We start from the raw sequence: 23,806 nt of genomic DNA on the forward strand, positions 1-23,806 counted from the left end.
TCAAACCCGGCTCACGCTTCTCCCATTTCGGCCAGAAGTTGCGCGTTGCCGCCCGATGCGGTGGTGTCGATGCAGACATGACGTTCCAGCCGGACATGCGCGGCATCGGGCATGCCCCCGATCAGCGGCAAGATTGCCCCTTTGCGGGCTGCCAAAGCCTGCGCATAGGCGCGGCCCTGATCCTTGTCGCCCCACCACAACGCACCTGAAAAGCCGTCCAGTTGGGTCAAGGCGGTGGCCTGCAGGCCAGCAGCCTCGACAGCCTCACCGCCAAGTGCGCGAACGGCTTCGGCCTGTGCCAAGGCTTGTGCGCGGTTTGGCCCAAGGCACAACAGCGGCGCACGGGCAAAGGCCGAAAGCCGGTTTGATTCGCCCGTTGGCCCCGGCAGGTCAAGCACATGCAAGCTTCGGCGCGGAGTGGCCTCGGCGTGCAACGACTTTTCGACATCGGCCTGCGTGCAGGTGGCGGCAACGCCATCCAGCACAGGTGCCGCCACCTGCGTAAACCGTGCGATGTAATCAGGCCCGCCCGCCTTTGGCCCTGTGCCAGAAAGGCCCTCGCCGCCAAAGGGTTGGCTGCCAACGACCGCGCCGATCTGGTTGCGGTTCACATAGGTATTGCCGACGTTGATCCGGGCCACTACCCGCTCTACCCGGTCATCAATCCGGCTGTGCAGGCCAAAGGTCAACCCGTAGCCCATCGCGTTCACATCGTCGATCACCTTGTTCAGCCCACCGGCGCGCCAAGGCGCAATATGCAGCACAGGCCCAAAGATTTCGCGCGGCATATCCGCAATGCCCGTCACCTGAATAACCGTTGGCGGAATGAATGTGCCATTCTCTGGCACCGTACCCTCTTTCAGCACCCGCCCCTGGGCGCGTGCCGCCTCGATATAGGCGCGAATCTCGGCCTGTGCCTCGGCATCAATCACCGGGCCGACATCGGTCGCCAGATCCCAGGGGTTGCCCGCTTCCAGGTCATCCATCGCGCCGAACAGCATTTCCTTGACGGTGTCAGAAATATCATCCTGCAAATATAAACAGCGCAGCGCCGAACAGCGTTGCCCTGCCGACTGGAAACTGGAGGCCAGAATATCACGCACCGCCTGTTCCGGCAGCGCGGTGCTGTCGACCACCATCGCATTCAGGCCCCCGGTTTCCGCAATCAGTGGTGCGGTCGGGTCCATATGCTGGGCCATGTTGCGGCGGATGCGCTGGGCGGTCTCGGTTGATCCTGTAAAGCACACGCCCTTGACGCGGGCATCGCCCGTCAGCCCTGCACCCACAACCGCACCTTCGCCCGGCAACAGTTGCAAGGCCGTCTCTGGCACGCCCGCCTTATGCAGCAATTCCACCGCAAAGGCAGCAATCAACCCGGTTTGTTCCGCCGGTTTGGCCAGCACCGCATTGCCCGCCGCCAAAGCCGCCGCAATCTGCCCCGAGAAGATCGCCAGCGGGAAGTTCCACGGGCTGATGCAGGTGAAAACACCGCGCGCCGGCGTGGTCAGCGCCTCGCCTTGATCGGCGTAATAGCGCATGAAATCAACCGCTTCTCGCAATTCACCCACGGCATCCAGCAAGGTTTTTCCTGCCTCGCGCGCCAGCAAGGCAAAGATTTTGCCAAACTCGGCCTCATACAGATCGGCGGCACGGCGCAGCACTGCAGCCCGCTCGGCCGGGGCTGCATCCCAAGGGGTCGCTGCTGCCAAAGCGGTTTCGATATCGGGGGCGGCGGCGGGCAAAACATGCCCCACCACAGCGCCGGTTGCCGGGTTGGTCACCGCCCAGCGTTTGCCCCCCGCAACCGATCCCGCAAGCATCGGGCGCGCTTCGAACAACGTGGTCTCAAACGGGCCACGCGCCGCCTCGATTGCCGCCAGATCGCGGCTGTCGGTCAAATCCCAGCCCTGCGAGTTGTCGCGCGTGCCAAACAGCCGTGGCGGCGTGCGCAAAATCGGGCTTTCCACCGGGGTCATCGCCTCCATTGCTGCAATCGGGCAGGCGGCAACCTCTTCTGGGGGCACGGCCTCGTCCACGATCTGATTCACGAAACTGCTGTTCGCGCCGTTTTCCAGCAAGCGCCGCACCAGATAGGCCAGCAAATCGCGATGCGCCCCCACCGGGGCATAAATCCGGCAGCGCGTACCGTCTTGCGCCAACACGATATCATGCAGCCGCTCGCCCATGCCATGCAGGCGCTGAAATTCAAAGCTGCGCTTGTCGGTGGCCATATCCAGAATGGCGGCAACGGTATGGGCGTTATGGGTGGCAAATTGCGGATAGATCCGATCGGTCATGCCCAGCAGCTTTTTGGCATTGGCCATGTAAGACACATCGGTCGCCTGTTTGCGGGTAAAGACCGGAAAGCTTTCCAGCCCCATGACCTGCGCGCGCTTTACTTCGGCGTCCCAATAGGCACCTTTGACCAAACGCACCATGATCTTGCGGTCCAGCCGTTCTGCTGTGCCATAAAGCCAGTCGATAACCGGCCCCGCACGCCTGCCATAGGCCTGCACCACCACGCCGAACCCATCCCAGCCCTTCAGGGCCTTATCCGCCAGCACCGCCTCGATCACCTGAAGCGATAGCGCCAGACGGTCTGCCTCTTCGGCATCAATGTTGAACCCCAGCCCGGCAGCCTTGGCCAGACCTGCAAGTGCGCGCACCCGTGGCACCAGTTCTTCCATCACCCGCCCACGCTTTGCGACCTCATAGCGCGGATGCAGCGCGCTAAGTTTTACCGAAATTCCCGGATTGTCGCGGATGTCTTGCGACTTTGCCGCCTTGGCAATTGCCGTGATCGCCGCCGTATAGGCCAGATGATAGCGCCGCGCGTCCTGTTCGGTGCGCGCGGCCTCGCCCAGCATATCATAGGAATAGGTAAAGCCCTTGCCCTCCAATTCCCGCGCGCGTTTCATCGCGGCCTCAATGGTTTCGCCCAAAACGAATTGCTTGCCCATTTCTTTCATCGCCCGCGAAACGGCGGTCCGAATCACTGGCTCTCCCAAACGCTTGACCGCTCCGCGCAGGCTGTTTGCGATACCGGGCTGACGGTCGTCTAGGACGCGGCCCGTCAGCATCAGCGCCCAGGTTGAGGCATTCACCAGGCTTGAGGCAGACTTGCCCAGATGCTTGCCCCAGTCGGACGGGGCTATCTTATCCTCGATCAGCGCATCCATCGTATCGGCATCAGGCACCCGCAACAGCGCTTCGGCAAGACACATCAGCGCAATGCCCTCATCGGTTGACAGCCCGTATTCGGCCAGAAAAACTTCCATCAGCCCCGGCTTGGCACTGGCGCGGATCGCGCGGACCAGATCTGCACCTTGTGCGGCAATGCGGGCGCGGTCATCGGGTGTCAAACCCGCCTCGGCGATCATCTCGCGCACCAGTGCGGCCTCGGGGCGCAGGGCGTGTTGGTCTACAATGGTCCAGGCAGTGTCAATAGAATCGCGGGGCATGGGCAAACTCTCCTCTTTCTCCTAATATACGCGGGAATCAAAAGCCATTCGTCCCGATTTGCGTCAATCGGCAGGCGTTTTGGCCGATTGCAGGCCGATTGCAGGGGGAATGCAGATGCCATCAGCGCCGTTTGAACTGGATCGCTTTGATCAGGCGATTCTGCGGGTGCTTGCCACCGAAGGCCGCATCAGCGCGACCGAGCTTGCGCGCCGTATCGGCCTGTCAAAATCACCGACCCAGGCCCGCATGAAACGCTTGGAAGAAACCGGGGTTATCACGGCCTATCGCGCCCAGCTTGACCCGATCAAGATGGGGCAGGCCCATGTGGCCTTTGTTGAGGTGCGGCTGTCGGACACCCGCGAAAGCGCGTTGCAAGCGTTCAACAAGGCCGTGCTGGCGATTCCCGAGGTCGAAGAGTGCCATATGATGGCCAGCCGATTTGATTACCTTTTGAAAGTGCGCACTGGAGATATTCAGGATTACCGGCGGGTCCTGGGCGAGCGGATATCTTCGCTGCCGCATGTTGCCTCTACCTCGACCCATGTCGCGATGGAGGCGGTCAAAGAGATGGGGGCCTGAATGGCGCGCGCCTTTGCCGTTACGCCGCAAGAAGCAACGCCGACCCGACCCCCCCGGCGGCGGCAATCGCGCACAGGCCAAAGCCGCTGTCCAAATCCGCAAACAATCGTGCAACCAGCACAGCGCCCGACGCGCCGATCGGGTGCCCGCGCGCCAATGCCCCACCGCCAATGTTCACGCGCGCAGGGTCCAGCCCCGCGCCCTGAATGCAGGCAATGGCCTGAATCGCATAGGCCTCCATGATCTCACTGCGCGCCAGCAGCAGCCGGGGGGGAAGAACCCGGGCAATCGCCCCCAAGGGGGCAAGCCCGGGTTCTTGTGGGCAGCCGCCCACGGTCGCGCCGCCAAGAATCCGCAGGCTGCGCGCCGCCGATGCGGCAATCCGCGCCGAGACCACCAGGCAAAACGCTGCCCCATCCGCTGCTACAGCCGCATTTGCCACGGTGATGCTGCCCTCGATCGTCTTTGCCCGTGCAGCCAGTGCGGGCGTCATGGCCCGCGTAAACCCATCCCGCGCCAGGCCGGAAATCGCGACAATCTCGGGATGCAGTGCGGTCATGGCCCGTGCATGTGACGCAACCGCAAACGCATCTTGCACCGCGCGCGGCACCCCCAGACGCGTTGCCAGGGCCGCCGCTGCGCTATGCATCCCCGGATCGCGCGTGGGCCAGGGCGTGAACGGCGGCGCATCGTAAGGTACGGGCGCGCCGCCGTCAGGGTCTGTACGCAACCGCAGCGGGCGGCGGGAATAGCTCTCGGCGCCGCCAGCCAGCACCACCTCGGCCGCGCCACTTTCCACCAAGGCCCGTGCCAGGATCACCGCATCCAGGCCGCCTGCGCATTGCCGGTCAATGCTCAACCCGGCCACGCGTTCGGGCAAGCCTGCCGCCAACGCCGCCACCCGCGCCGGATTGCCCCCCGCCCCCAGCGCATTGGACAAGATCACCTCATCCACGCGCCCGCTTTCGATCCCGGCATCAGCCAGACAGGCACGCATTACCGGTGCCGCCAACTGGTGCACTGCCATCCGGGCAAAGGCCCCGCCCAAAGGCATTACCGGGCTGCGCCGTGCGGCGATGATGAAAGCGCTGCTCATTCAATCCCCGTGCAATCCCCGCGCGCCAATGCCGCCAAATCGGTCTTGCCCGAGGCCAGAACCGGCCAATCCTGGCGCCAGCGCACACGCCTTGGCGCAACCAATGCCCCAAACCGCGCCCGCAGCGCTGCCAGGATCTGCGTCTCATCCCCCACGCCCATCAAAACAGCCTCGAGCACATGCCCGCGCAACCCATCGGCGCGCGGCACCACAGCGGCCCGCATCAGCCCCGGCAGGGTCAGCAAAAACAGCTCCATCGCCTCGGGATAGGCATTTTGTCCTGCCACGGTCACCATCCGGTCAATCCGGCCCAACAGCACCAACTGCCCGGCCTCGATCCGACCGACCTCGCCAAGCCCAAGCCAGCCATCGCGCCACTCGGCCACGCCTGCATTCGGGCCGCCGTAGCCGCAAAACAGATAGGGGCTGCGAACCCAAACACGGCCCTGTGTTGCCCTGCCGGCAGGCCCACCAATCCCGATCTCTACGCCCGGATACGGGCGGCCAACCGCATGGTCCGGCGTTTCATCATCTGCCAGGCTGATAAAGCTGGCCTCGGCCGCGCCGTAAAATTCGCGGAGTTTGGCGCCTGGGCATAGCCGCGCCACCCCCGCCCGCAACCCGGTATCCAGCTTTGCCCCCCCCACCAGCACAAAGCGCAGATCCGGCAAGTCTGGCCCGCCCGCCTCTAGCAACAATTGCAACTGCGGCGGCGAGGCCCAAAGTACCCCAATTCTGCGCGCAGCCAGGGCCGCCCGCTGCCGATCCGGGCGCATTCCATCCAACACATGCACAGCGGCGCCCAGACTCAGCCCTTCGACCGCGCCATAGAGCGAAAGCGATTGCACCAATCGCCCCAGCACCGCCACCCGCGCGCCCGGCCCAAGGCCGAACAGCCCTGAATTTACCGCAAAACTGCGCTGCCAAGACCCCACGGTTCGCGCAATCCGGCGTGGCGCGCCGGTGCTGCCAGAGGTCAACGTCTCAAATCCTGAAGCCGGGGCAGGGGCATCGGGCGCGCCAATCCGAAACGGGGCTGGGCCGAACGCACGCTGCAAGGCCGTATTCACGGGCCGCTCGGGGCACCCGCCCAGAACGCCAAAAGGGCGCGGCACCGCCACACCCTTTGTTTCAGAGATTGCGTCAAAAGCAGGGGCAAACCCTTGGGCCGCATGGTCATTGGCCCCAAACAGCCGCGCCTCGGGGTGCCAGTGAAACCTGTTCATTCGCCCCGCCCCCCTTCGCGTCGGCTATCGCAAAACAGCGCCCCGGATTTTATCCTGACAAAATACCTGAAACCGTCATTGGCCATTGGGGCATGCAGTAAAGCGGTTCGACTTTGACGTGAAACACAGCCCACCCCATACCATGTTGAAATCCTGTGTGTCAGGCCGCGATATCTGAGCGCGGTTCAAGGAGAGGCACCTTGGCCCTGTCATTCCCCGCGAATAACTTTGCGGAACCCCTCAAACAGGGGGGCGTTGCCACAAATGATCGACCCTTTCACCAAAGGCTCGTCACCCTCGCGGATGGCCGACACCATACCGCCCGCCTCACGCACCAGCACGATGCCGGCAGCGATGTCCCAGGGCTGGACGCCACGCGCCCAATAGCCATCAAACCGGCCTGCTGCGACATAGGCCATGTTCAGCGCGGCCGAACCCCAACTGCGCACACCGGCGGTTACGGGGGCCAGGCGGGCAAAATCCTGCAAGGTTGCGGGCAATGTGCCCTTGCCGCTGCACGGTACTGCTGTCGCAAAAATGCTTTCAATCAGGCTGCGCCGGCCCGAAACGCGTAAACGGCTTTCGTTCATCCAGGCACCGCCGCCTTTTTCCGCCCAGAACATCTCATCCTTGGCGGCGTCAAAGATCACACCGGCGACAATCTCGCCCTTGTGCTCCAGCGCGATCGAAACTGCCCAATGCGGCAATCCGTGCAGAAAGTTGGTGGTGCCGTCCAGCGGGTCCACGATCCAGCGGCGCGTCGGGTCTGCGCCCTCGGTTTCGGTGCTTTCCTCGCCCAGAAAGCCATAGGTCGGGCGGCCGCCCAGCAACTCCTCGCGCAGCACTTTTTCTGCCTCGCGGTCGGCCCGCGTCACAAAATCGCCAGGCCCTTTGGCCGATACCTGAAGGTTCTCCACCTCGCGGAAATCCTTGACCAGGGCGCGCCCAACCTTGCGGGCCGCCTTCTTCATCAGGTTGAGGTTCGCGCTGCCTTGCATGCCGGGGCTCCATTCGTGTCCGGCCAAAGCCTATACGCGCGGCCCGCCCGGATGCCAAGGGGGCAGAGACATGCCAGGGGCTTTGCCGCGATTTCAGCAGGCGTGCGGCTCAAATGGCCCATATTTGGTCATTCATCGGGCGAATTGACCTGATATAGCCTTAATGGAAGGGGTATGCGGCAAGTATTCAGCCAAAAACAGTCGATACTGTCTGCCCGCAGGCACCGCTTGCCGCAGACCGGGCAATGCTGGGCCGCCGAACATTTGGCCAGCAAGGCCCGCGTGTCGTGCCGCCGCGCCAAGGCGTGAAGGTGTGCCATGCTCGGCAGGGCCTGACATGATAGCCCAGCCGAGCTTGAAATATGGCAGGTAGAGTTGAAAGGGATCTATATTTTCGATATTATTTTCATTGCCTTAGATTACTTCTCTTGTGTATGAAACACCCGCATTCCAAGGCTTTGTCTGTTGCGCCGACTCAAGGCAAACGCAAGGTGGCCAATGGCTGTCCTGTTGGGCCCGTGCTTTGGCGGCGCCACTGTGGGGCGGCCATGTAGCCTGTTAAAATTATGTGAAGATTGACCCAGATCAATGCTGCACCCTTGATTTCTGAATATATTCTGATAATTGAATTTAATCTTGAGCGCTACGGCACGGCATGGCTTGATATTCTGGCATCCCCGCGAAAGACTTGATGCGGGGGGCGGGCAAGCACCTTGCCGGGTTTGCGCGCACAAAAAGGGGCAGACGGCGCTTTTACGCTTTGCCCCGAAGGCAGGTGGGCGATCTTGGCGCGCCTGCCTTTGGGTCGGTGTTGTTGCGGTGATAAACGCGCTGAGGCAGGAGTTGAAAGAAGGTTGGCAACTGATTTCCAAAAGCTTGCGACAAACAATAGGGGAGATGAGACATGACAAAACGTGATGAATTTCTGGCTTCGCGCCGGGGCTTTCTGGGGCTGGGTATTGGCGGCCTTGCCCTGGCCGCAGCGGTGCAACCTGCTGCGGCGGCAAAGCTGCAAACCAAGGCACGGATTGTCATCATCGGCGCAGGGGCTGCGGGCACGGCGCTGGTCAACAGGCTGGTTGACAGGCTGGACGGGGCGGCAATCACCGTTGTTGATCCAAGCGCCGAGCATCGCTATCAGCCCGGCCTGTCCTTGGTTGCAGCGGGTCTGAAACCGGCCTCCTACACCCAATCGCGCACCACCGATTGGCTGCCCAAAGGCATCAGCTATATTGCCGAGGCAGCAGCGGCCATTGACCCGATTGCCAAAACCGTAGCCACATCCGGCGGCCAGACGCTGGCCTATGATTTTCTGATTGTCGCCCCCGGTCTTGTGCTGGACCATGGCGCGATCGAGGGGTTCTCGCTGGATATGGTCGGGGCCAATGGCATTGGCGCGCTCTATGCCGGGCCCGACTATGCCGCCAAGACCTGGCAGGCCGCATCCGCCTTTGCGTCATCGGGGGGCGTTGGCCTGTTCACCCGCCCCGGTACAGAAATGAAATGCGCGGGTGCGCCGCTGAAACATACTTTCCTGATCGAGGATATTGCGACGCGCACGGCGGGCAAGGGCAAGCATGAAATGCACTATGCCGCCCATGACGGCGCGCTGTTCGGTGTGCCGATCGTTTCGGAAAAGGTGCGGATGCTGTTCAAGGATCGCGGCATCGCGGCGCATTACAGCCATGTGCTGAAAGCGGTTGATGCCGGCCGCAAGATCGCCACCTTTGCCACGCCCGAAGGCGATAAGGAGATGGGCTATGATTATCTGCACGTCGTTCCGCCGCAGCGCGCCCCCGATGTGATCCGCCAATCAGGGCTGAGCTGGGCCGATAAATGGACCGATCAGGGCTGGGTCGAGGTGGATAAACAAACCCTGCGCCATCTGCGCTTTCCCGATATCTTTGCGCTGGGCGATGTCGCGGGCGTGCCCAAGGGCAAAACCGCCGCTTCGGTGAAATGGCAGGTGCCTGTGGTCGAAGATCACCTGATCGCGGCCCTTCAGGGCAAAGAGGGAACTGCGGCCTATGATGGGTACACCTCATGCCCGCTGATCACGCGGGTTGGCCGCGCGATGCTGGTGGAGTTTGACTATCACAACAACCTCAAACCCTCTTTTCCGGGCATCATAGCGCCGTTGGAGGAACTGTGGATCAGTTGGCTGATGAAAGAGGTGGCGCTGAAAGCCACCTATAATGCAATGCTGCGCGGCAAGGCCTGAGGGGGAATGAAATGGAAAACCTGACATTAGAAACAATGATCGCCGTGTTTGAAGATATTTTCGGGCGCGGCCTGTTTTGGGGAATGGTCGCGGCGGCTGTGCTGATTACCGCCGCCTATCTTTATGTGCTGATCCGTGACCGGGAACTGTCGATGCGCAAATTCTTGATGGCCCAGCTTTCGATGCCCTTTGGTGCCGTGGCCGCCGTCATGTTCGTGCAGGCCATGACCGACTCGCATCTGCGTGACATCGGCGGGCCGGTGGATTTGATCGTGCTGTTGGGGGTGGCCGTCATGGGGGCGATTGGCGCGGCTATCCTTGTCTATACCGCCCAATCGCTGTTTCGCGGTACAAGCAACAGATGAAAAAGGGCGGCGCGATGCCGCCCACGGGTTTTGATCCGCCACGCGGCGACAGGCAACTGTCGCCGCGTTTTGGTTTGCGCGCTTAACGGGGCAGGCGGCGGCGGGATTGGTTTTTATGCGCTGTCGCGCAAGCGCCATTGCATTTTCGATGATCTTGCGCGAAGTCAAGGGCAGCAACTTACGAAGGAGTGACCCTTGGACCATATCGCTGAAAAACTGCAACCGATCCTTCGCACGATTGAACACCGAAATGCAGGCGAGGTCGAATTTCATCAGGCCGCCCGCGAGGTGCTGGAAAGCCTTGGTCGGGTCATCGAGCGGCACCCCCAATATTCTGACGAGGCGTTGATCGAGCGGATCTGCGAGCCTGAACGCCAGATCATTTTCCGCGTGCCATGGATTGATGATAAAAATCAGGTCCAGATCAACCGCGGCTTTCGGGTGCAGTTCAACTCGGCGCTTGGGCCTTACAAGGGGGGCTTGCGGTTTCACCCGTCGGTGAATGTGGGGATCATCAAGTTTCTGGGGTTCGAGCAGACCTTCAAGAACGCATTGACCGGGATGCCCATCGGGGGCGGCAAAGGCGGATCAGACTTTGACCCCAAGGGAAAATCCGACCGCGAAGTGATGCGTTTTTGCCAATCCTTCATGATCGAATTGCACCGCCATATCGGGGAATATGTTGATGTGCCGGCGGGTGATATTGGCGTCGGTGCGCGTGAAATCGGCTTTATGTTCGGCATGTTCAAGCGGCTGAACAACCGCTACGAGGCGGGGGTTCTGACGGGCAAGGCGCTGTCTTATGGTGGGTCACGCGCCCGCAAAGAGGCGACGGGCTTTGGCACGGTCTATTTTGTGCAATCCATGCTGGAACGTCGGAACACTGGCTTTGACGGCAAGCGCTGCGTTGTCTCGGGGTCGGGGAATGTGGCGATTTATGCGATGGAAAAAATCATGGCCTTTGGCGGCAAGGTCATCGCCTGCTCGGATTCGGGCGGCTATATCGTGGATGAGGCCGGCATCGACCTGGACCTTGTGAAACAGATCAAGGAAACGCGGCGCGGGCGGATTGCGGAATATGTCGACCTGAAAGGCGGCGCTGCGCGCTTTGTCAAAGGCGGGTCAATCTGGGATGTGCCCTGTGAGATTGCGTTGCCCTGCGCCACACAAAATGAGCTGGGGGCAGCAGCTGCCAAAACCCTGATTGAAAACGGTGTGATTGCGGTTGCCGAAGGGGCCAACATGCCATGCATGCCGCAAGCGGTTCAGATATTTCAGGCCGCCGGCGTGCTGTTTGCGCCCGGCAAGGCAGCGAATGCGGGGGGGGTGGCAACCTCGGCGCTGGAAATGCAGCAAAACGCCAGCCGCGACAGTTGGAGCTTTGACAAGACCGAAAAGAAACTGGCCGAGATCATGTATGGTATCCATGAAATCTGTCACGAAACCGCCGAAGAATACGGAGCACCGGACAATTATGTGCTTGGTGCCAATATCGCCGGCTTTGTCCGTGTCGCCGAGGCAATGGATGCCATGGGCATCATCTGAACAAATGGGCGCGCCGCAGTGTCGCGCCCATTCGCCGCAGCTTTGGGCGGCGCACCCGTGACTTTCCGCATCCGCGCATCTGGACATTTCGACGGTGAAACCGTTAGCTGTGGACGCAGGCCGCAAAGCCGCCATGCCGCAAGCGGTCTTAAACCGATCCGGTGTGCTATTTTTTCTTGGGAGGTCAAATGGATCGTCGTTCTTTTATCAAACGCGCGGGCATCGCTGGTGTCGGCGCTACCGCTGCCGGGCTTGCTGCGCCAGCGATCGCGCAGGGTAATATCACATGGCGGATGGTCACAACCTGGCCAAAAAACTTTCCCGGTCTTGGTGTGGGGGCGCAGCGGCTTGCTGACCGTGTGACCGCCGCGTCGGGCGGTCGGCTGACGGTTCAGGTCTATTCGGCGGGTGAACTGGTGCCACCGTTGCAATCGCTTGATGCGGTCATCGACGGCACCGCCGAGATGAGCCATGGTGCCGCCTATTACTGGCAGAACAAATCGCCCGCGCTCTCGTTCTTTACGGGCGTGCCATATGGCATGACCACGCCCGAACTGACGGCCTGGGTGCGCTATCTGGGTGGTCAGGAAATCTGGGATGAAATCTATGATCAGTTCGGCGTTCAGGGCTTTTTGTCGGGCAACACCGGCACACAGACCGGCGGTTGGTTCCGCAATGAACTGAAAAGCCTGGAAGATATCAAAGGCGTTCGGTTCCGCACACCGGGGCTTGGCGGGCGTGTCTGGGAAAAGCTGGGCGCCACAGTGACCAACATGGCGGCGGGCGAGATTTTTCAGGCCTTGCAGTCCGGCACGCTTGACGCGGCCGAATTTGTTGGCCCCTATAACGATCTGGCGCTTGGTTTCCATCAGGTTGCCAAGAACTACTACATGCCGTCTTTCGTGGAATCCGGTCTGGCAACCGAACTGGTCGTCGACAAGAAAAAATATCAGGAACTGCCCGCAGACCTGCAGGCGATCATTCGCGATGTTGCACAGGCGGAATACGATCAGGTCTCGTCTGACTTTTTTGCCAACGACCCGCGCGCGTTGCGCACGCTGGTCAATGATCATGGCGTGATCGTGCGCAACTTCCCCGATGATATCATGGAAGCAGGGGCAAAAGCCTCGGTCGAGGTGATCCAGGAATTGCTGGCCAGTGATGACCCGTTGGTCAAAAAGACCGCGGAAAGCTTTGTCGATGCGCTGGGCCTTGTGCGCGAGCGGACCGAAAAGATTGACATGCCCTATACTGTGGCGCGTGAGAAATTCCTCAAGTACTGAGGCCAGCTTTGCACCAAAGGAAAGGGCCCGGCAAATGCGCCGGGCCCTTTCTTGTTCTTGGCAAAACCGGCGCTGATCTGTTGCTTCAGATCACAGGCAAAACCTCTCAGCCCGCAATCAGCCGTGGCAGCCATGTCACGATGCCGGGAAAGATGAACAGGATTGCGATGGCAAGGATTTGCAGCGCCACGAACGGCATGATGCCCTTGTAGATTGCCGAAGTCGGCAGGTCATCGGGGGCAACACCGCGCAGATAGAACAGCGCAAAGCCAAAGGGCGGTGTCAGGAATGAGGTTTGCAGGTTCACCCCCACAATCACCCCCAACCAGACCGGATCGACATCCAGCATCAACAGCACGGGGGCGGTGATCGGGATCACGATAAAGATGATCTCGAATGTGTCGAGGATAAAGCCCAGCACGAACATGATCGCCATCACCACGGCAACCGCCATCAGCGTGCCACCGGGCAGATTATGCAGAAACTCATGTACCAGATTGTCGCCGCCCATCAGCCGGAACACGACCGAAAACACCGATGCGCCCAGCAAGATCACAAAAACCATCGAGGTGATTGTCGCCGTGGCCACGGTGGTTTCGCGCAGCGTCGCAAAGGACAAGCGCCAGCGCAGCGCGGCAAGGATCATGGCGCCGACGGCCCCGACCGACGCCGCCTCGGTTGGGGTGGCGATGCCGCCCAGGATAGAGCCAAGCACAGACAGGATCAGCAGCAGCGGCGGTATCAGCGAGACGACAACCTCGCGCAGCAGGTCTTGCTTTTCTTCGGCTGGAACGGGTGTGGCGGGGCAGCTTTGCGGATCGGTTATCGCCTTGAAAATCGTATAGGCAAGGTAAAGCCCGACCAGCAGGAAACCGGGCAGCAAGGCCCCTGCAAACAGATCGCCCACCGAAACGGCCGTGGGCGCGAAATTGCCCTTGGCCATCTGCACTTGGCTGTTGATGCCCGACAGCATGTCGCCCATGAAAATCAGCACGGTTGATGGCGGGATGATCTGCCCCAGGGTTCCGCTGGCGCAGATGACGCCGGTTGCCAGCTTGGGGTCATACCCTGCCCGCAGCATGGCCGGCAGCGATATCAGGCCCATCGTCACCACCGTAGCCCCGACAACGCCGGTTGATGCGGCCAGCATGGCGCCCACGATGATCACCGAAATGCCAAGCCCGCCGCGCAGGCTGCCAAACAGCTTGCCCATCGTCAGCAGCAATTGCTCGGCGATGTTGGAGCGTTCCAGCATCACCCCCATAAAGATGAACAACGGCACGGCGACCAGAACCTCGCTGGTCATGAAGCCGATATAGCGGTTGGGCAGCGCGCCGAAGTTTGACGGGTCAAACACGCCAAAGAACATGCCGACAGCGCCGAACAACAGTGAAACCCCCGCCAAGGTGAAGGCCACCGGAAACCCCAGCAGCAAAAAGCCGATGATGCCAAAAAACATCAGCCCGGCCAAAAGCTCTCCGATCAGAACAGGATCCATCAGGCAGCCCCTTCGTTGTCAGACAGCGGGCTTGCCCCGTCATAGCGCTGCGCGACAGGCAACAAATCAGACCGCCCCGCAAGCACCAGAAAAGAGGTCAGGATAATCGCAACCCCCTGAAGGGCCAGCAAGCCGACGAAAACGATGATGAAGCTTTTGAGGATGAAAAGCCCCGGCATGCCGCCCACATTCGCCGATGCCTCGGCATAGCCCCAGGCGCGCATCACAAAAGGCATGGAATAGACATAGACAACCGCACAGAACGGCAGCAAAAACACCACGGCCCCAACCAGATCGACAATCGCCTTGGTGCGCGCCTTTGCGGGGCGGTAAAAAATGTCAACGCGCACATGGTCGTTGCGCATCAGCGTAAAACCGGCAACCGCCGTGAACATCGCGCCATTCAGCCAGATGTACAGATCTTGCATCCAGACGAATGAGGTCGAAAACAGGTAGCGTTGCACCACAACGGTAAAACAAATCACGACAATCCCCAGCGAAAGCCAGGAAAACACATGGCCAACCAGCGCGTTCAATCCGCAGATTGCCCGAACCGCTGTTGCAAATACGCGCATGGCAACTCCTTGGTTTAGCTTTTGTCAGGCGGCTTGCCACGAATAGCGGCTCCGCGCAATACGACAGATGCGGCCAAAAATGCAAAAGGCCCGCATATGGCGGGCCTTTCGTTGGGTCATACGGCTGTCGGTTTACTTGGCGGCGCAGGCGCGCAGTTTTTCAACGTCGGGGCCGTTGGGGGTGCGGCCAAGGTTGAAGGGGGCCGATGCATCGCGCCACTTGGCGTAATCGTTCAGATACTCAACCTGGCTCAGGTAGACCTTGGCACTGTCGGGGTTTTCGCAGGCGGTTTCTTCGATGACCGTATTTGCCATCTCTTGAATTTTTGCCAGTGCGGCATCGTCATAACGGGTGATTTCGATGCCAGCATCCTTGAACTGCTGATAGGCCTCGGTCGCGCGCTTTTCAGTAAAGGCCAGTGACCAGATCAGGTTGGCATCGGCCGCAACTTTCAGCGTGGCTTGGGTTTCAGCCGACAGGGCATCCCAAGACGCCTTGTTGATCATCACGCCAAAAACAGAGGCAGATTGATGCCAGCCGGGTGTCGCCCAGAATTTGGTGACCTGCTGGAAGCCGCCCGAGAAGTCGACGTTCGGGGTTGAGAATTCGGCACCGTCGATCACGCCGCGCTCCAGCGACTGATAAATCTCGCCACCGGCCATGGACACCTGGCTACCGCCAAGTTTTTCCAGCAAACGCCCCTGCTCCAACCCGGACAGGCGCAGGCGCATGCCTTGCAGATCGTCAAGCGTTTCGATCTTTTTATTGGTGCGGAAACCGGATTTCGTTATTGGTTACGCCATAGGGCAGGTAGACCATGCCGAATTTGCCATAGATTTCGTTGTACAGCTCGGCACCGCCCCATTGCTGAATCCAGTTGACGTAATCAACCGCGTTGAACAGCGAAGCCGTGGTTGCCAAAGGCGAGAAAGCCGAGTTGCGGCCAGCCCAATAGCCCGGCCAGTCAGCGCCGGCCTGAATGGTGCCGGATTCAACCGCGCCAAACACCTCACCGGCCGGAACCAGCGCGCCACCTTCAAAGAATTCGATGCTCAGGTCGCCGCCGGTCAGCTTGTTGGCCAGATCGACGAAGTGCTTGTCAATCTCGATCAGCTCAAGCGAGGTTGGCCAAGTGGTGGTCATGGTCCATTTTTCCTGCGCCACAGCCGCACTTGCGACGCCAAGCGACATGGCCGCAGCCGCAATCATATGGGTGGTTTTCATGGTAAAGTCCTCTCTGTTGGTTAGTTGTTATACAGGGTTGCGGGTAGCCACAGGACCAGTTGCGGCAAGGCAGCAACGGTCAGGCACATCAAAATGATAAGCCCGATGAAGGGCACGACGCCCGCAATGATCTGCCCGGTTCGCACCTCTTTCGGGGCGATGGCGCGCAGGTAGAACAGGGCATAGCCGAACGGCGGCGTCAGGAACGAGGTTTGCAGCACCAGCGCCATCAGCACCACGAACCACAAAAGATTCACATCCATTTCCTGAATGATCGGCAGGAAAATCGGGAAGGACAGCAGCACAATGCCGGTCCAGTCCAGAAACGCGCCCAGAATGAAAACGATGAACAGCATCATCGCGATCAGCATCCAGGGCGCCATATCCAGGCCACGGATGATCTCTTGCGTGGCGCGCAGGCCGCCAGTTATGTTGAACACCCCGGTAAAGGCGGTGGCGCCAACCACAATGAACAAGATCATCGCCGAGGTGCGCCCGGTTTCCAGCATGGCGGAATAGAACGTCTTCAGCTCAAACTTGCCACGCAAGATCACGATCAGCAAGGCCATCACGGCACCGATTGCCGAGGCTTCGGTCGCCGTGGCGATACCGGCCAGAAGCGAGCCAAGGATGCCAAGGATCAGCAACAGCGGCGGCACTGCCTCAATCGCCAGCATCCGCAGCAAGGCCGCGCGAGAGATATGTTCATCAGGTTGCACGGCCGGGGCGGATTTGGGGTCAAAGATGGCCACGATCACCACCCAGACCGCATAAAGCAGGCCCAACAGCACACCGGGGATCATCGCCCCCGCGAACAGTTCCCCCACCGAGAGAGGCGAGTAAGAGGCCATCAAGATCAGCATGATCGACGGCGGGATAAGGATACCAAGGCAGCCAGAGGCGGCGATGACGCCGGTCGTCAGCGTTGGCGAATAGCCGTATTGCAGCATCGGCCGCAGCGCCATGACGCCCATCACGGTGATGGATGCGCCGATGATGCCGGTGGTGGCCGCCAGCAGGATCGAGATGAACACCACCGCCAGCGCAAGGCCGCCGCGCACGTTCGACAGCAGCAAACGCAGGCTTTCAAACATCTTGTCGGTCACGCCACTGTCAGACAGAAAGCGCGCCATCAAGATGAACAGCGGAATGGCAATCAGCGCGAAATTTTCCAGCACATCGCCAAAAATCCGGTTGATAACGATGCCCAGCACCATCGGCTTGCCCGCGATCAGGGTTCCCAATACGGCAGTACCGCCAAGAACAAAAGCCAGCGGGTGGCCCATGAACAGGCCCAGCAGCAGCAAGCCGAACATGCAAAGCGCAATGATTTCAGGCGTCATGGTGGGGAACCTTATGGCCAAGGGCAAGTTTAAGCACTTCGGCGATGCCTTGCAGGAACAAAAGCGCCGCAGCCGCAGCCATGGCAAGTTTAAGCGGATAGACCGGCAACTGAACCGAGCCATAGGTGGTTTCACCCTGGTTCCACGAGGTCAGGCCGAAATCCCATGAACGGGTCATGAAAACCCAGGCGAAGGGAAAGAAGAATATGGCATATCCGGCCACTTCAACCCAGCGCCGTGCAAACAGGCCAAGCCGCTCGGTCACAAGGTCGACGCGCACATGGGCCTGATGGCGCAGGGCATAGCCGCCCAACATGACGAAATAGAAACCGTAAAGCTGTTTGGTCACATCAAACGCCCAGCGGGTCGGCGCGTTGAAAACATAGCGCATCACGACATCAAAAATGATGATCGCGGCGAAAATGATTGCAACGACAGATACAACCCTTCCGATGGCCTCGTTCAGGCCGTCGATCGCTTTGATTAGCATAGGCTCCCCCGTTCCCCATGGATTGCGACCACAAGACCCAATATGCGGCGCAATTTCAAGCGTAATATCAGGTTGATATAAGTTTGGATCGGGTCTACAGCGCCGCCTGGGCCGGGGGGCTTGCCTTTGGCTATGGTTCGGCATGGCCCGCCTGCCAAAGCGCGGCCTGCGCTGCAAGACATCCGCTTAGCCTGTTCGCCACCCGGGGGGATGGCCCGTTGCGGCCGCTAACTTCGCCAATTACGCTGGCGTTTCAATGCGGCGCGACCAGCTTTCGACCGTGCCGGTTGAAAGGCGCGTCTGGGCCAGCATGCGCCAGCTTTCGGTCAGGCCGGGCAGGGCGGCAAATGCAGCCAGCGCCTCGGTATTCAGGCAATCTTGATACAGCAGGTCCGAGACGCGCGTGATCGTCCAGTCTGGATGTGGGCGCAATTTCAGGGTTGCGGTGTCGCCAGCCGCAATCATACCCGCCTGCAAAACCCGAAAATACCAGCCCGTGCGCCCCGTGCCTTGCACCCGTGCGGCCATGTCCGGCCTGCCAAAGCGCAGGTTCAACCGCCAACATGGCTGCCGCCCCTGACTGACCTGCAGCAGCGCATCCCCGATCTGCCACTGGTCACCCAGCGCAATATCAGCCTCATCTGCGCCCTGAACAACCAGATTTTCACCGAAGGCGCCGGGGGTGAAATGCGGCATCAGATCGGGCAGATCGGTTGCCCAACGCGGGTAATTGCACGCGGCATAGGCATGAATCGCCTTGTCCGGCCCGCCGTGATGGCGGGTGTCGCCTTGGGCATCGCCTTGCAGGCCCAAGGTCTGCGCCATGACGCCGCCCGTAACAGGGTGTTTGAAAATGCCGCTTGCCACGCCGTTCGGGCCAAGAGGCCGGATCTGGCCGATACGAAGCTCGGAAACAAGGAATGCTGTCATCACAGGCCTTTGCGTTTTGTGGGCAGGGGCTGAATTGCCTTGATCACCACCCTATCAGAAGGCCCCGATCCCCTCCAAGGCGGTATTTTTTCAGATTTGCCAGTCATCACATCTGCCAGCAAACAGCAGCGCCAGCCGTGCTGGAAGTAGTCGGCCTATGCGGCGCTGATGCCCTCATCCCGCGCCCCCACCATCATGTCAGCCACGTTTTCCGCGATCATCATCGTTGGCGCATTGGTGTTTCCGGCGATGAGTGCGGGCATGATCGAGGCGTCAACCACCCGCAGCCCTGTGACACCGCGCACCCGCGCTTGCGGGTCAACGACAGAGGCCGCGTCTTGCCCCATCCGGCAGGTGCCCACCGGGTGATAAATCGTTTCGGCCCGCGCCCGGATGTCGGCGATCAGATCGGCGTCCGATTGCACCGAGGCGCCGGGCAAAACCTCGGCCCTGATCTGCGAGGCCATTGCGGGGGCGGCCATGACGCGGCGGGCAATCTTCAGCCCGTTCAGCATGACCGCGATATCGTCGGGATGGTCGAGGTAATTCGCGGTGATCCGGGCAAGGGCCAGCGGGTCGGCACTGGTCAGGCCAATTCGCCCCCGGCTTTTGGGCAAAAGATCGCAAACATGCAGCGTTACGCCGTATCCCCAGGATGTTTTGCGCCCGTGGTCGCGCAGATAGGCGGGCAGAAAATGGAATTGCAGGTTGGGCCGGGGCTGTGAGGGATCAGATTTGACAAAGCCCCCGGCCTCGGCGACGTTAGAGGTCAGCTCTCCTGCCTTTTGCGTGGCAAAGCGCCAGCCCGCGCGGATAGCACGGGGCAGAAAGCTTGGCGCGATGCCGATGGGCGCGCGGCCAAGGGTTGCGGCCATGACCGAGATATCCAGATGGTCGGCCAGATTTTCGCCGACCTGGGGCGCGTCTTGCAGCACCGCAATGCCGTGGCGTGTCAGCTCTGCCGCAGGGCCAATGCCCGACAGCATCAAAAGCTGCGGCGAATTGACAGCGCCGCCTGACAAGATCACCTCACCACCGGGGTTCAGCCGCACCGCGCGCCCGCGCAAGCCAACCCCAATCGCGCGCCGCCCGTCAAACAGCACCCGTTCAACCTGTGCGCGGGTTTCAATGGTCAGGTTGGGGCGCTGGCGCACCGGGTCCAGAAAGGCCCGCGCGGCGCTCAGGCGTTTACCGCCGCGTTGTGTGACCTGAAACAGGCCTACACCCTCTTGGCTTGCACCGTTGAAATCGGGGTTGTCTGGAAACTGGCATTGGATGCCTGCCTCAATAAAGGCGCGGCTCATCGGGTTCACATCGCGCAGATTGCTGACGGTCAGGGGGCCGCCCTTGTTGTGATGCGGGGCTGACAGGGCGGTATTGCCCTCCATGCGCAAGAACAGCTTTTGCGCCCGGTCCCAGCCCCATTCCGGCCCGGCGGCCCTTTCCCAGCCCGCATAATCGGCGGGGTGGCCGCGGATATAGATCATCGCGTTGATCGAGCTGGAACCGCCCAGCGTCTTGCCCCTTGGCCAATACAGGCGGCGGTTGTTCAGGGCCGCCTCGGGCGCGGTATCATAGCCCCAGTTCACCGAACGGATGCGCGCCAAAAGTGCAAGGCCCAGCGGAATATGGATGAACGGGCTTTTGTCCGCCGCCCCCGCCTCGATCAGGCAAACCCGCGTCTTTGGGTTCGCGGACAGCCGGTTGGCCAACACACAGCCAGCCGAGCCGGCACCGACAATGATGTAATCGAACATGGCCTACCCCAGAACGCGCTTGAAAAGGGTAATCAGCCGCTGCACCCGGTCTGTATAGGGCGGAAAGACAAGCGGCAGCGCCGAGAAATGATTGGCAAGAATGGCCCTTTCATGGCTGAAGGCGCGAAACCCGTAATGCCCATGCGCCGCCCCGATGCCAGAGGCGTTGACCCCCCCGAACGGCAAGCCCGTATGGGAAAATTGCGCCACTGTCAGATTGACGCCCACGCTGCCGGAGCTGGTGGCGGCGATGATCCGGTCAACCCGCGCGCGCTGCCCGTCAAAGATATACAGCGCCAGTGGCTTGGGGCGCGCGTTGATCTGGCGGATCACCCCGTCAAGGTCGTCATAGGGCAGGATTGGCAGGATCGGGCCAAAGATTTCTTCGTGGTCGATCTGCATTTCGGGGGTGATCGCCTCTATCAGCGTTGGCCCTATGTGGCGGCTATCCGCGCCGCCGTCCAGGATCACCCGCGCGCCCTTGGCCGCCGCATCGCGCAGCAGGGCTGACAGCCGCGCGGCATGCTTTTCGTTCACGATGCGCGCCAGATGCGGGCTGCGGCCGCCCTTGCCATAGGTGGCGTCAATCCGGCTGCGCAATTCGGCCACAAACGCCGCTTTGACCGAGCTGTGGACAAAAAGGTGATCGGGTGCGATGCAGGTCTGGCCGGCATTGACGAATTTACCGAACACGACCCATTTCGCCGCAGCCTTCAAATCGGCGTCCGGGCCGATGATCGTTGGCGATTTCCCCCCCAGTTCCAGCGTGACCGAGGCCAGCGTTTTCGCAGCGGCGGCCATGACAATCTTGCCGACGGCCGGGCTGCCGGTGAAAAAGATGTGATCGAATGGCAAGGCCAGCAGCGCTTCGGCTGCATCAACGCCGCCCTCGATAACAGTAACAAGCTCGGGCGGAAAGGTTTCGGCTATCAGCCGCGCAATCAGGGCCGAGGTCGCAGGTGTCAGTTCCGACGGCTTGATAATCGCACTGTTGCCGGCCGCAAGCGCCGAGATCAATGGACCAATCGCAAGGCTGAACGGATAATTCCAAGGCGCGATAATCAGGCAGACGCCGCGCGGCTCTGGCCGCACGCGGGCCGAGGTGCCAAAGGTTGCCAGCGTCGGCACGACCCGGCGCGGTCGCATCCAGCGCCGCAGATGGCGCGATGTGTGGCGCAATTCCTGCATCACCGGCAAGATTTCGGTCAGGATCACTTCGGCTTCGGGTTTGCCGAAATCGGTAGCCAATGCGGCAACAAGCGCGGCTTCGTTCCGGCGTATCGCCGTGCCAAGCTGGCCAAGCGCGTCGCGGCGTGCACCAAGCCCAAAGCTTTGCCTGCGGGCCGCGACCGTCGCGCTTTGGCCCGCAAAGGCCGCGTTGACGGGATCTGCGATAGGGGGGCGCGTAGCGTTCATTCTGGTGCCTTGTTTGTTGATGTGCCTGCCCGCCGGTGCCAAAATCCAATTTGAAGCCGGGTCAGGCCTGCGGCGATCATGTGACCGCCGGCGCATACGGTCAAGGGCGGTTCCAACGGCAAGGGCCTTGGTGCGGTTTCAGGCGGTTACGCCCGACAGGCAGTCACAAAGGCCCCGCCGTTCATCGCCTGTGGGGCCTGTTGCCGGTGTGTTTTCCCGCTGGTGATGTGCCGCGTCAGGGCGTTTGCGGGCGTTTGCGGCAGTACAGTTCCAACCGATGATGAACAAGCTCATACCCCAGGGCCGCAGCAATATCGGCTTGCAATTGCTCGATCAGATCAGAGTGAAATTCCACGATCTCACCCGTGTCGAGATCGACAATGTGATCGTGATGTTTCTTGTTCACCCGTTCAAACCGCGCACTGGCACCTTCAAAGGTATGCCGGTGAATCATGCCCGCCTGTTCAAGTGCCGCGACGGTTCGATACGCCGTCGCGATGGAAATCTTTGGGTCATCGCCCTGAACGCGCTGGTGAATTTCTGCGACATCGGGGTGATCCTCGGCCTCGGCAAGAACCCGCAATATGGCGATGCGTTGTGGCGTTATGCGCAGGCCCGCATCTTGCAGGTCTGCGACATGCTTTTCCGCCATTTTTTCCGCCCGGCTGTTTGTCGCCCTTTTCGCTGTGCTCATGCCAGATTTTCCCCTCCTCATTCTCACCTGCAACTATCTTTGCGAATGATTATCATTATTGTTTACAGTTGCAAGTGATTATCATACTCATTTGCATATGTTCAACCATGCGGAGATCGGGAATGGTCAGACTGAACGTGCGAACCTTGCTTTTGGGGGCCGCAATGGCGGCGATGATGGGGCAGGCGGCCCTTGCCCAAGAGGCAAAGTTCAAAGTGATCACAACCTTTACCATCATCGCCGATATGGCGCGCAATGTGGCGGGGGATGCGGCGGTGGTGGAATCCGTCACCAAGGCGGGGGCCGAAATTCATGGCTATGAACCCACGCCCGGCGATATCATCCGGGCGCATGACGCCGATCTGATCTTGTGGAACGGGCTGAACCTTGAATTGTGGTTCGAGCAGTTCTTTACCAATTTGAAAGATGTTCCCAGTGTAACGCTGACCGATGGCATCGTGCCGGTCAGTATCGCCGAGGGTGAATATACCGGCAAGCCAAACCCGCATGCCTGGATGAGCCTTGAAAACGCGTTGATCTATGTGGACAATATCCGCGACGCGCTGTCGAAATATGACCCGGCGCAGGCCGCCCTCTATGCCGCCAACGCCGAAACCTACAAGGCCGAGATTGCCGCGGCCATTGAACCGCTGCGCAATGCGGTAATGGCGCTGCCCGAACAGCACCGCTGGCTTGCCACCTGCGAGGGTGCGTTCAGCTATCTGACCCGCGATTTCCAGATGAAAGAACTGTATCTGTGGCCGATCAATGCCGATGCGCAGGGCACGCCGCAACAGGTGCGCAAGGTAATCGACGCCATGCGCGAACACAGCATTCCGGCGATTTTCTGCGAAAGCACGGTCAGCCAGAACCCGGCCAAACAGGTCGCGCGCGAAACCGGCGCGCGCTATGGTGGGGTGTTGTATGTAGACAGCCTGACCGAGGCCGATGGCCCGGTGCCGACCTATATTGATCTTCTGCGCGTCACTTCGCAGACAATTGTCGATGGTTTGTCCCGATAACCAATCTCGTGGCCCCGCTGTGCGCTGGCGCAGCGGGGTAAAATGCCTCTGAATCGTCACACCGCCCAACAGGATACACCC

Annotated in this window: 18 protein-coding genes and 1 pseudogene; 6 read left to right on the forward strand and 13 right to left on the reverse strand. The window is 60.7% G+C overall.

Annotated features, from left to right (window positions below):
• Nucleotides 1-11: 11 nt before the first annotated feature.
• Complete coding sequence (putA, locus tag VDP61_RS16920) at nucleotides 12-3,461, reverse strand: bifunctional proline dehydrogenase/L-glutamate gamma-semialdehyde dehydrogenase PutA (RefSeq protein ID WP_323008038.1); 3,450 nt, start codon at nucleotides 3,459-3,461, stop codon at nucleotides 12-14.
• A 115-nt stretch (nucleotides 3,462-3,576) separates the two neighbouring features.
• On the opposite strand from putA, the gene VDP61_RS16925 reads away from it, so the two are divergent.
• Nucleotides 3,577-4,041, forward strand: coding sequence for an Lrp/AsnC family transcriptional regulator (locus VDP61_RS16925; RefSeq protein WP_323008039.1), 465 nt, complete (start codon nucleotides 3,577-3,579; stop codon nucleotides 4,039-4,041).
• Between the two features lie 19 nt (nucleotides 4,042-4,060).
• Here the strand turns inward: VDP61_RS16925 and VDP61_RS16930 are convergent, their stop codons facing one another.
• The 3 genes from VDP61_RS16930 to VDP61_RS16940 all read right to left on the reverse strand — a co-directional run bounded on the left by VDP61_RS16930 (nucleotide 4,061) and on the right by VDP61_RS16940 (nucleotide 7,361).
• The gene (locus tag VDP61_RS16930) at nucleotides 4,061-5,137 is read right to left on the reverse strand and encodes a thiolase family protein (protein ID WP_323008040.1); all 1,077 of its coding nucleotides are present in this window, start codon (nucleotides 5,135-5,137) and stop codon (nucleotides 4,061-4,063) included.
• Nucleotides 5,134-6,363 (reverse strand): AMP-binding protein, encoded by a 1,230-nt coding sequence (locus VDP61_RS16935; RefSeq protein ID WP_323008041.1) that lies wholly within the window; start codon nucleotides 6,361-6,363, stop codon nucleotides 5,134-5,136. Before VDP61_RS16935 ends, VDP61_RS16930 begins: the two co-directional genes overlap by 4 nt.
• A gap of 209 nt (nucleotides 6,364-6,572) precedes the next feature.
• Nucleotides 6,573-7,361 (reverse strand): inositol monophosphatase family protein, encoded by a 789-nt coding sequence (locus tag VDP61_RS16940; RefSeq protein ID WP_323008042.1) that lies wholly within the window; start codon nucleotides 7,359-7,361, stop codon nucleotides 6,573-6,575.
• 904 nt (nucleotides 7,362-8,265) lie between these two features.
• On the opposite strand from VDP61_RS16940, the gene VDP61_RS16945 reads away from it, so the two are divergent.
• The 4 genes from VDP61_RS16945 (at nucleotide 8,266) to VDP61_RS16960 (ending at nucleotide 12,775) form a co-directional block, all read left to right on the forward strand.
• A complete protein-coding gene (locus VDP61_RS16945) occupies nucleotides 8,266-9,582 on the forward strand; it encodes an FAD/NAD(P)-binding oxidoreductase (RefSeq protein WP_323008043.1) in 1,317 nt (438 codons plus the stop codon).
• Nucleotides 9,583-9,593: 11 nt separating this feature from the next.
• Entirely contained in the window at nucleotides 9,594-9,947 is a 354-nt protein-coding gene (locus VDP61_RS16950; RefSeq protein WP_323008044.1) for a DUF5368 domain-containing protein, read from the forward strand.
• Between the two features lie 195 nt (nucleotides 9,948-10,142).
• Nucleotides 10,143-11,492 (forward strand): NADP-specific glutamate dehydrogenase, encoded by a 1,350-nt coding sequence (gene gdhA / locus VDP61_RS16955; protein ID WP_323008045.1) that lies wholly within the window; start codon nucleotides 10,143-10,145, stop codon nucleotides 11,490-11,492.
• Nucleotides 11,493-11,680: 188 nt separating this feature from the next.
• Nucleotides 11,681-12,775: a TRAP transporter substrate-binding protein gene (locus VDP61_RS16960; RefSeq protein WP_323008046.1), complete on the forward strand. Its 1,095-nt coding sequence runs from the start codon at nucleotides 11,681-11,683 to the stop codon at nucleotides 12,773-12,775.
• Nucleotides 12,776-12,881: 106 nt separating this feature from the next.
• On the opposite strand, the gene VDP61_RS16965 is transcribed toward VDP61_RS16960, so the two are convergent.
• The 9 genes and pseudogenes from VDP61_RS16965 to VDP61_RS17005 all read right to left on the reverse strand — a co-directional run bounded on the left by VDP61_RS16965 (nucleotide 12,882) and on the right by VDP61_RS17005 (nucleotide 22,703).
• On the reverse strand, nucleotides 12,882-14,273 hold the full coding sequence (locus VDP61_RS16965; protein WP_323008047.1) for a TRAP transporter large permease subunit: 1,392 nt from the start codon (nucleotides 14,271-14,273) through the stop codon (nucleotides 12,882-12,884).
• On the reverse strand, nucleotides 14,273-14,848 hold the full coding sequence (locus VDP61_RS16970; protein ID WP_323008048.1) for a TRAP transporter small permease subunit: 576 nt from the start codon (nucleotides 14,846-14,848) through the stop codon (nucleotides 14,273-14,275). Before VDP61_RS16970 ends, VDP61_RS16965 begins: the two co-directional genes overlap by 1 nt.
• Nucleotides 14,849-14,980: 132 nt before the next feature.
• Nucleotides 14,981-16,058: pseudogene (gene dctP, locus VDP61_RS16975) on the reverse strand (TRAP transporter substrate-binding protein DctP).
• A gap of 35 nt (nucleotides 16,059-16,093) precedes the next feature.
• Nucleotides 16,094-17,416 carry a TRAP transporter large permease subunit gene (locus VDP61_RS16980; protein WP_323008049.1) on the reverse strand — a complete coding sequence of 441 codons (1,323 nt, stop codon included), beginning with the start codon at nucleotides 17,414-17,416 and terminating at the stop codon, nucleotides 16,094-16,096.
• The gene (locus VDP61_RS16985) at nucleotides 17,406-17,906 is read right to left on the reverse strand and encodes a TRAP transporter small permease subunit (RefSeq protein WP_323008050.1); all 501 of its coding nucleotides are present in this window, start codon (nucleotides 17,904-17,906) and stop codon (nucleotides 17,406-17,408) included. The genes VDP61_RS16980 and VDP61_RS16985 overlap by 11 nt, the downstream gene beginning before the upstream one ends.
• A 240-nt stretch (nucleotides 17,907-18,146) precedes the next feature.
• Nucleotides 18,147-18,836 (reverse strand): MOSC domain-containing protein, encoded by a 690-nt coding sequence (locus VDP61_RS16990; protein WP_323008051.1) that lies wholly within the window; start codon nucleotides 18,834-18,836, stop codon nucleotides 18,147-18,149.
• A gap of 155 nt (nucleotides 18,837-18,991) precedes the next feature.
• Complete coding sequence (locus VDP61_RS16995; protein ID WP_323008052.1) at nucleotides 18,992-20,593, reverse strand: GMC family oxidoreductase; 1,602 nt, start codon at nucleotides 20,591-20,593, stop codon at nucleotides 18,992-18,994.
• A gap of 3 nt (nucleotides 20,594-20,596) precedes the next feature.
• A complete protein-coding gene (locus VDP61_RS17000) occupies nucleotides 20,597-22,009 on the reverse strand; it encodes an aldehyde dehydrogenase family protein (protein ID WP_323008053.1) in 1,413 nt (470 codons plus the stop codon).
• Nucleotides 22,010-22,244: 235 nt separating this feature from the next.
• Complete coding sequence (locus VDP61_RS17005) at nucleotides 22,245-22,703, reverse strand: Fur family transcriptional regulator (RefSeq protein ID WP_323008054.1); 459 nt, start codon at nucleotides 22,701-22,703, stop codon at nucleotides 22,245-22,247.
• 122 nt (nucleotides 22,704-22,825) lie between these two features.
• Between VDP61_RS17005 and VDP61_RS17010 the strand changes: the two genes are divergently transcribed.
• Nucleotides 22,826-23,725 carry a metal ABC transporter substrate-binding protein gene (locus VDP61_RS17010; protein ID WP_323008055.1) on the forward strand — a complete coding sequence of 300 codons (900 nt, stop codon included), beginning with the start codon at nucleotides 22,826-22,828 and terminating at the stop codon, nucleotides 23,723-23,725.
• Nucleotides 23,726-23,806: the final 81 nt, after the last annotated feature.

The sequence above is a fragment of the Pseudorhodobacter sp. genome, from assembly GCF_034675685.1.
Lineage (GTDB): Bacteria > Pseudomonadota > Alphaproteobacteria > Rhodobacterales > Rhodobacteraceae > Pseudorhodobacter.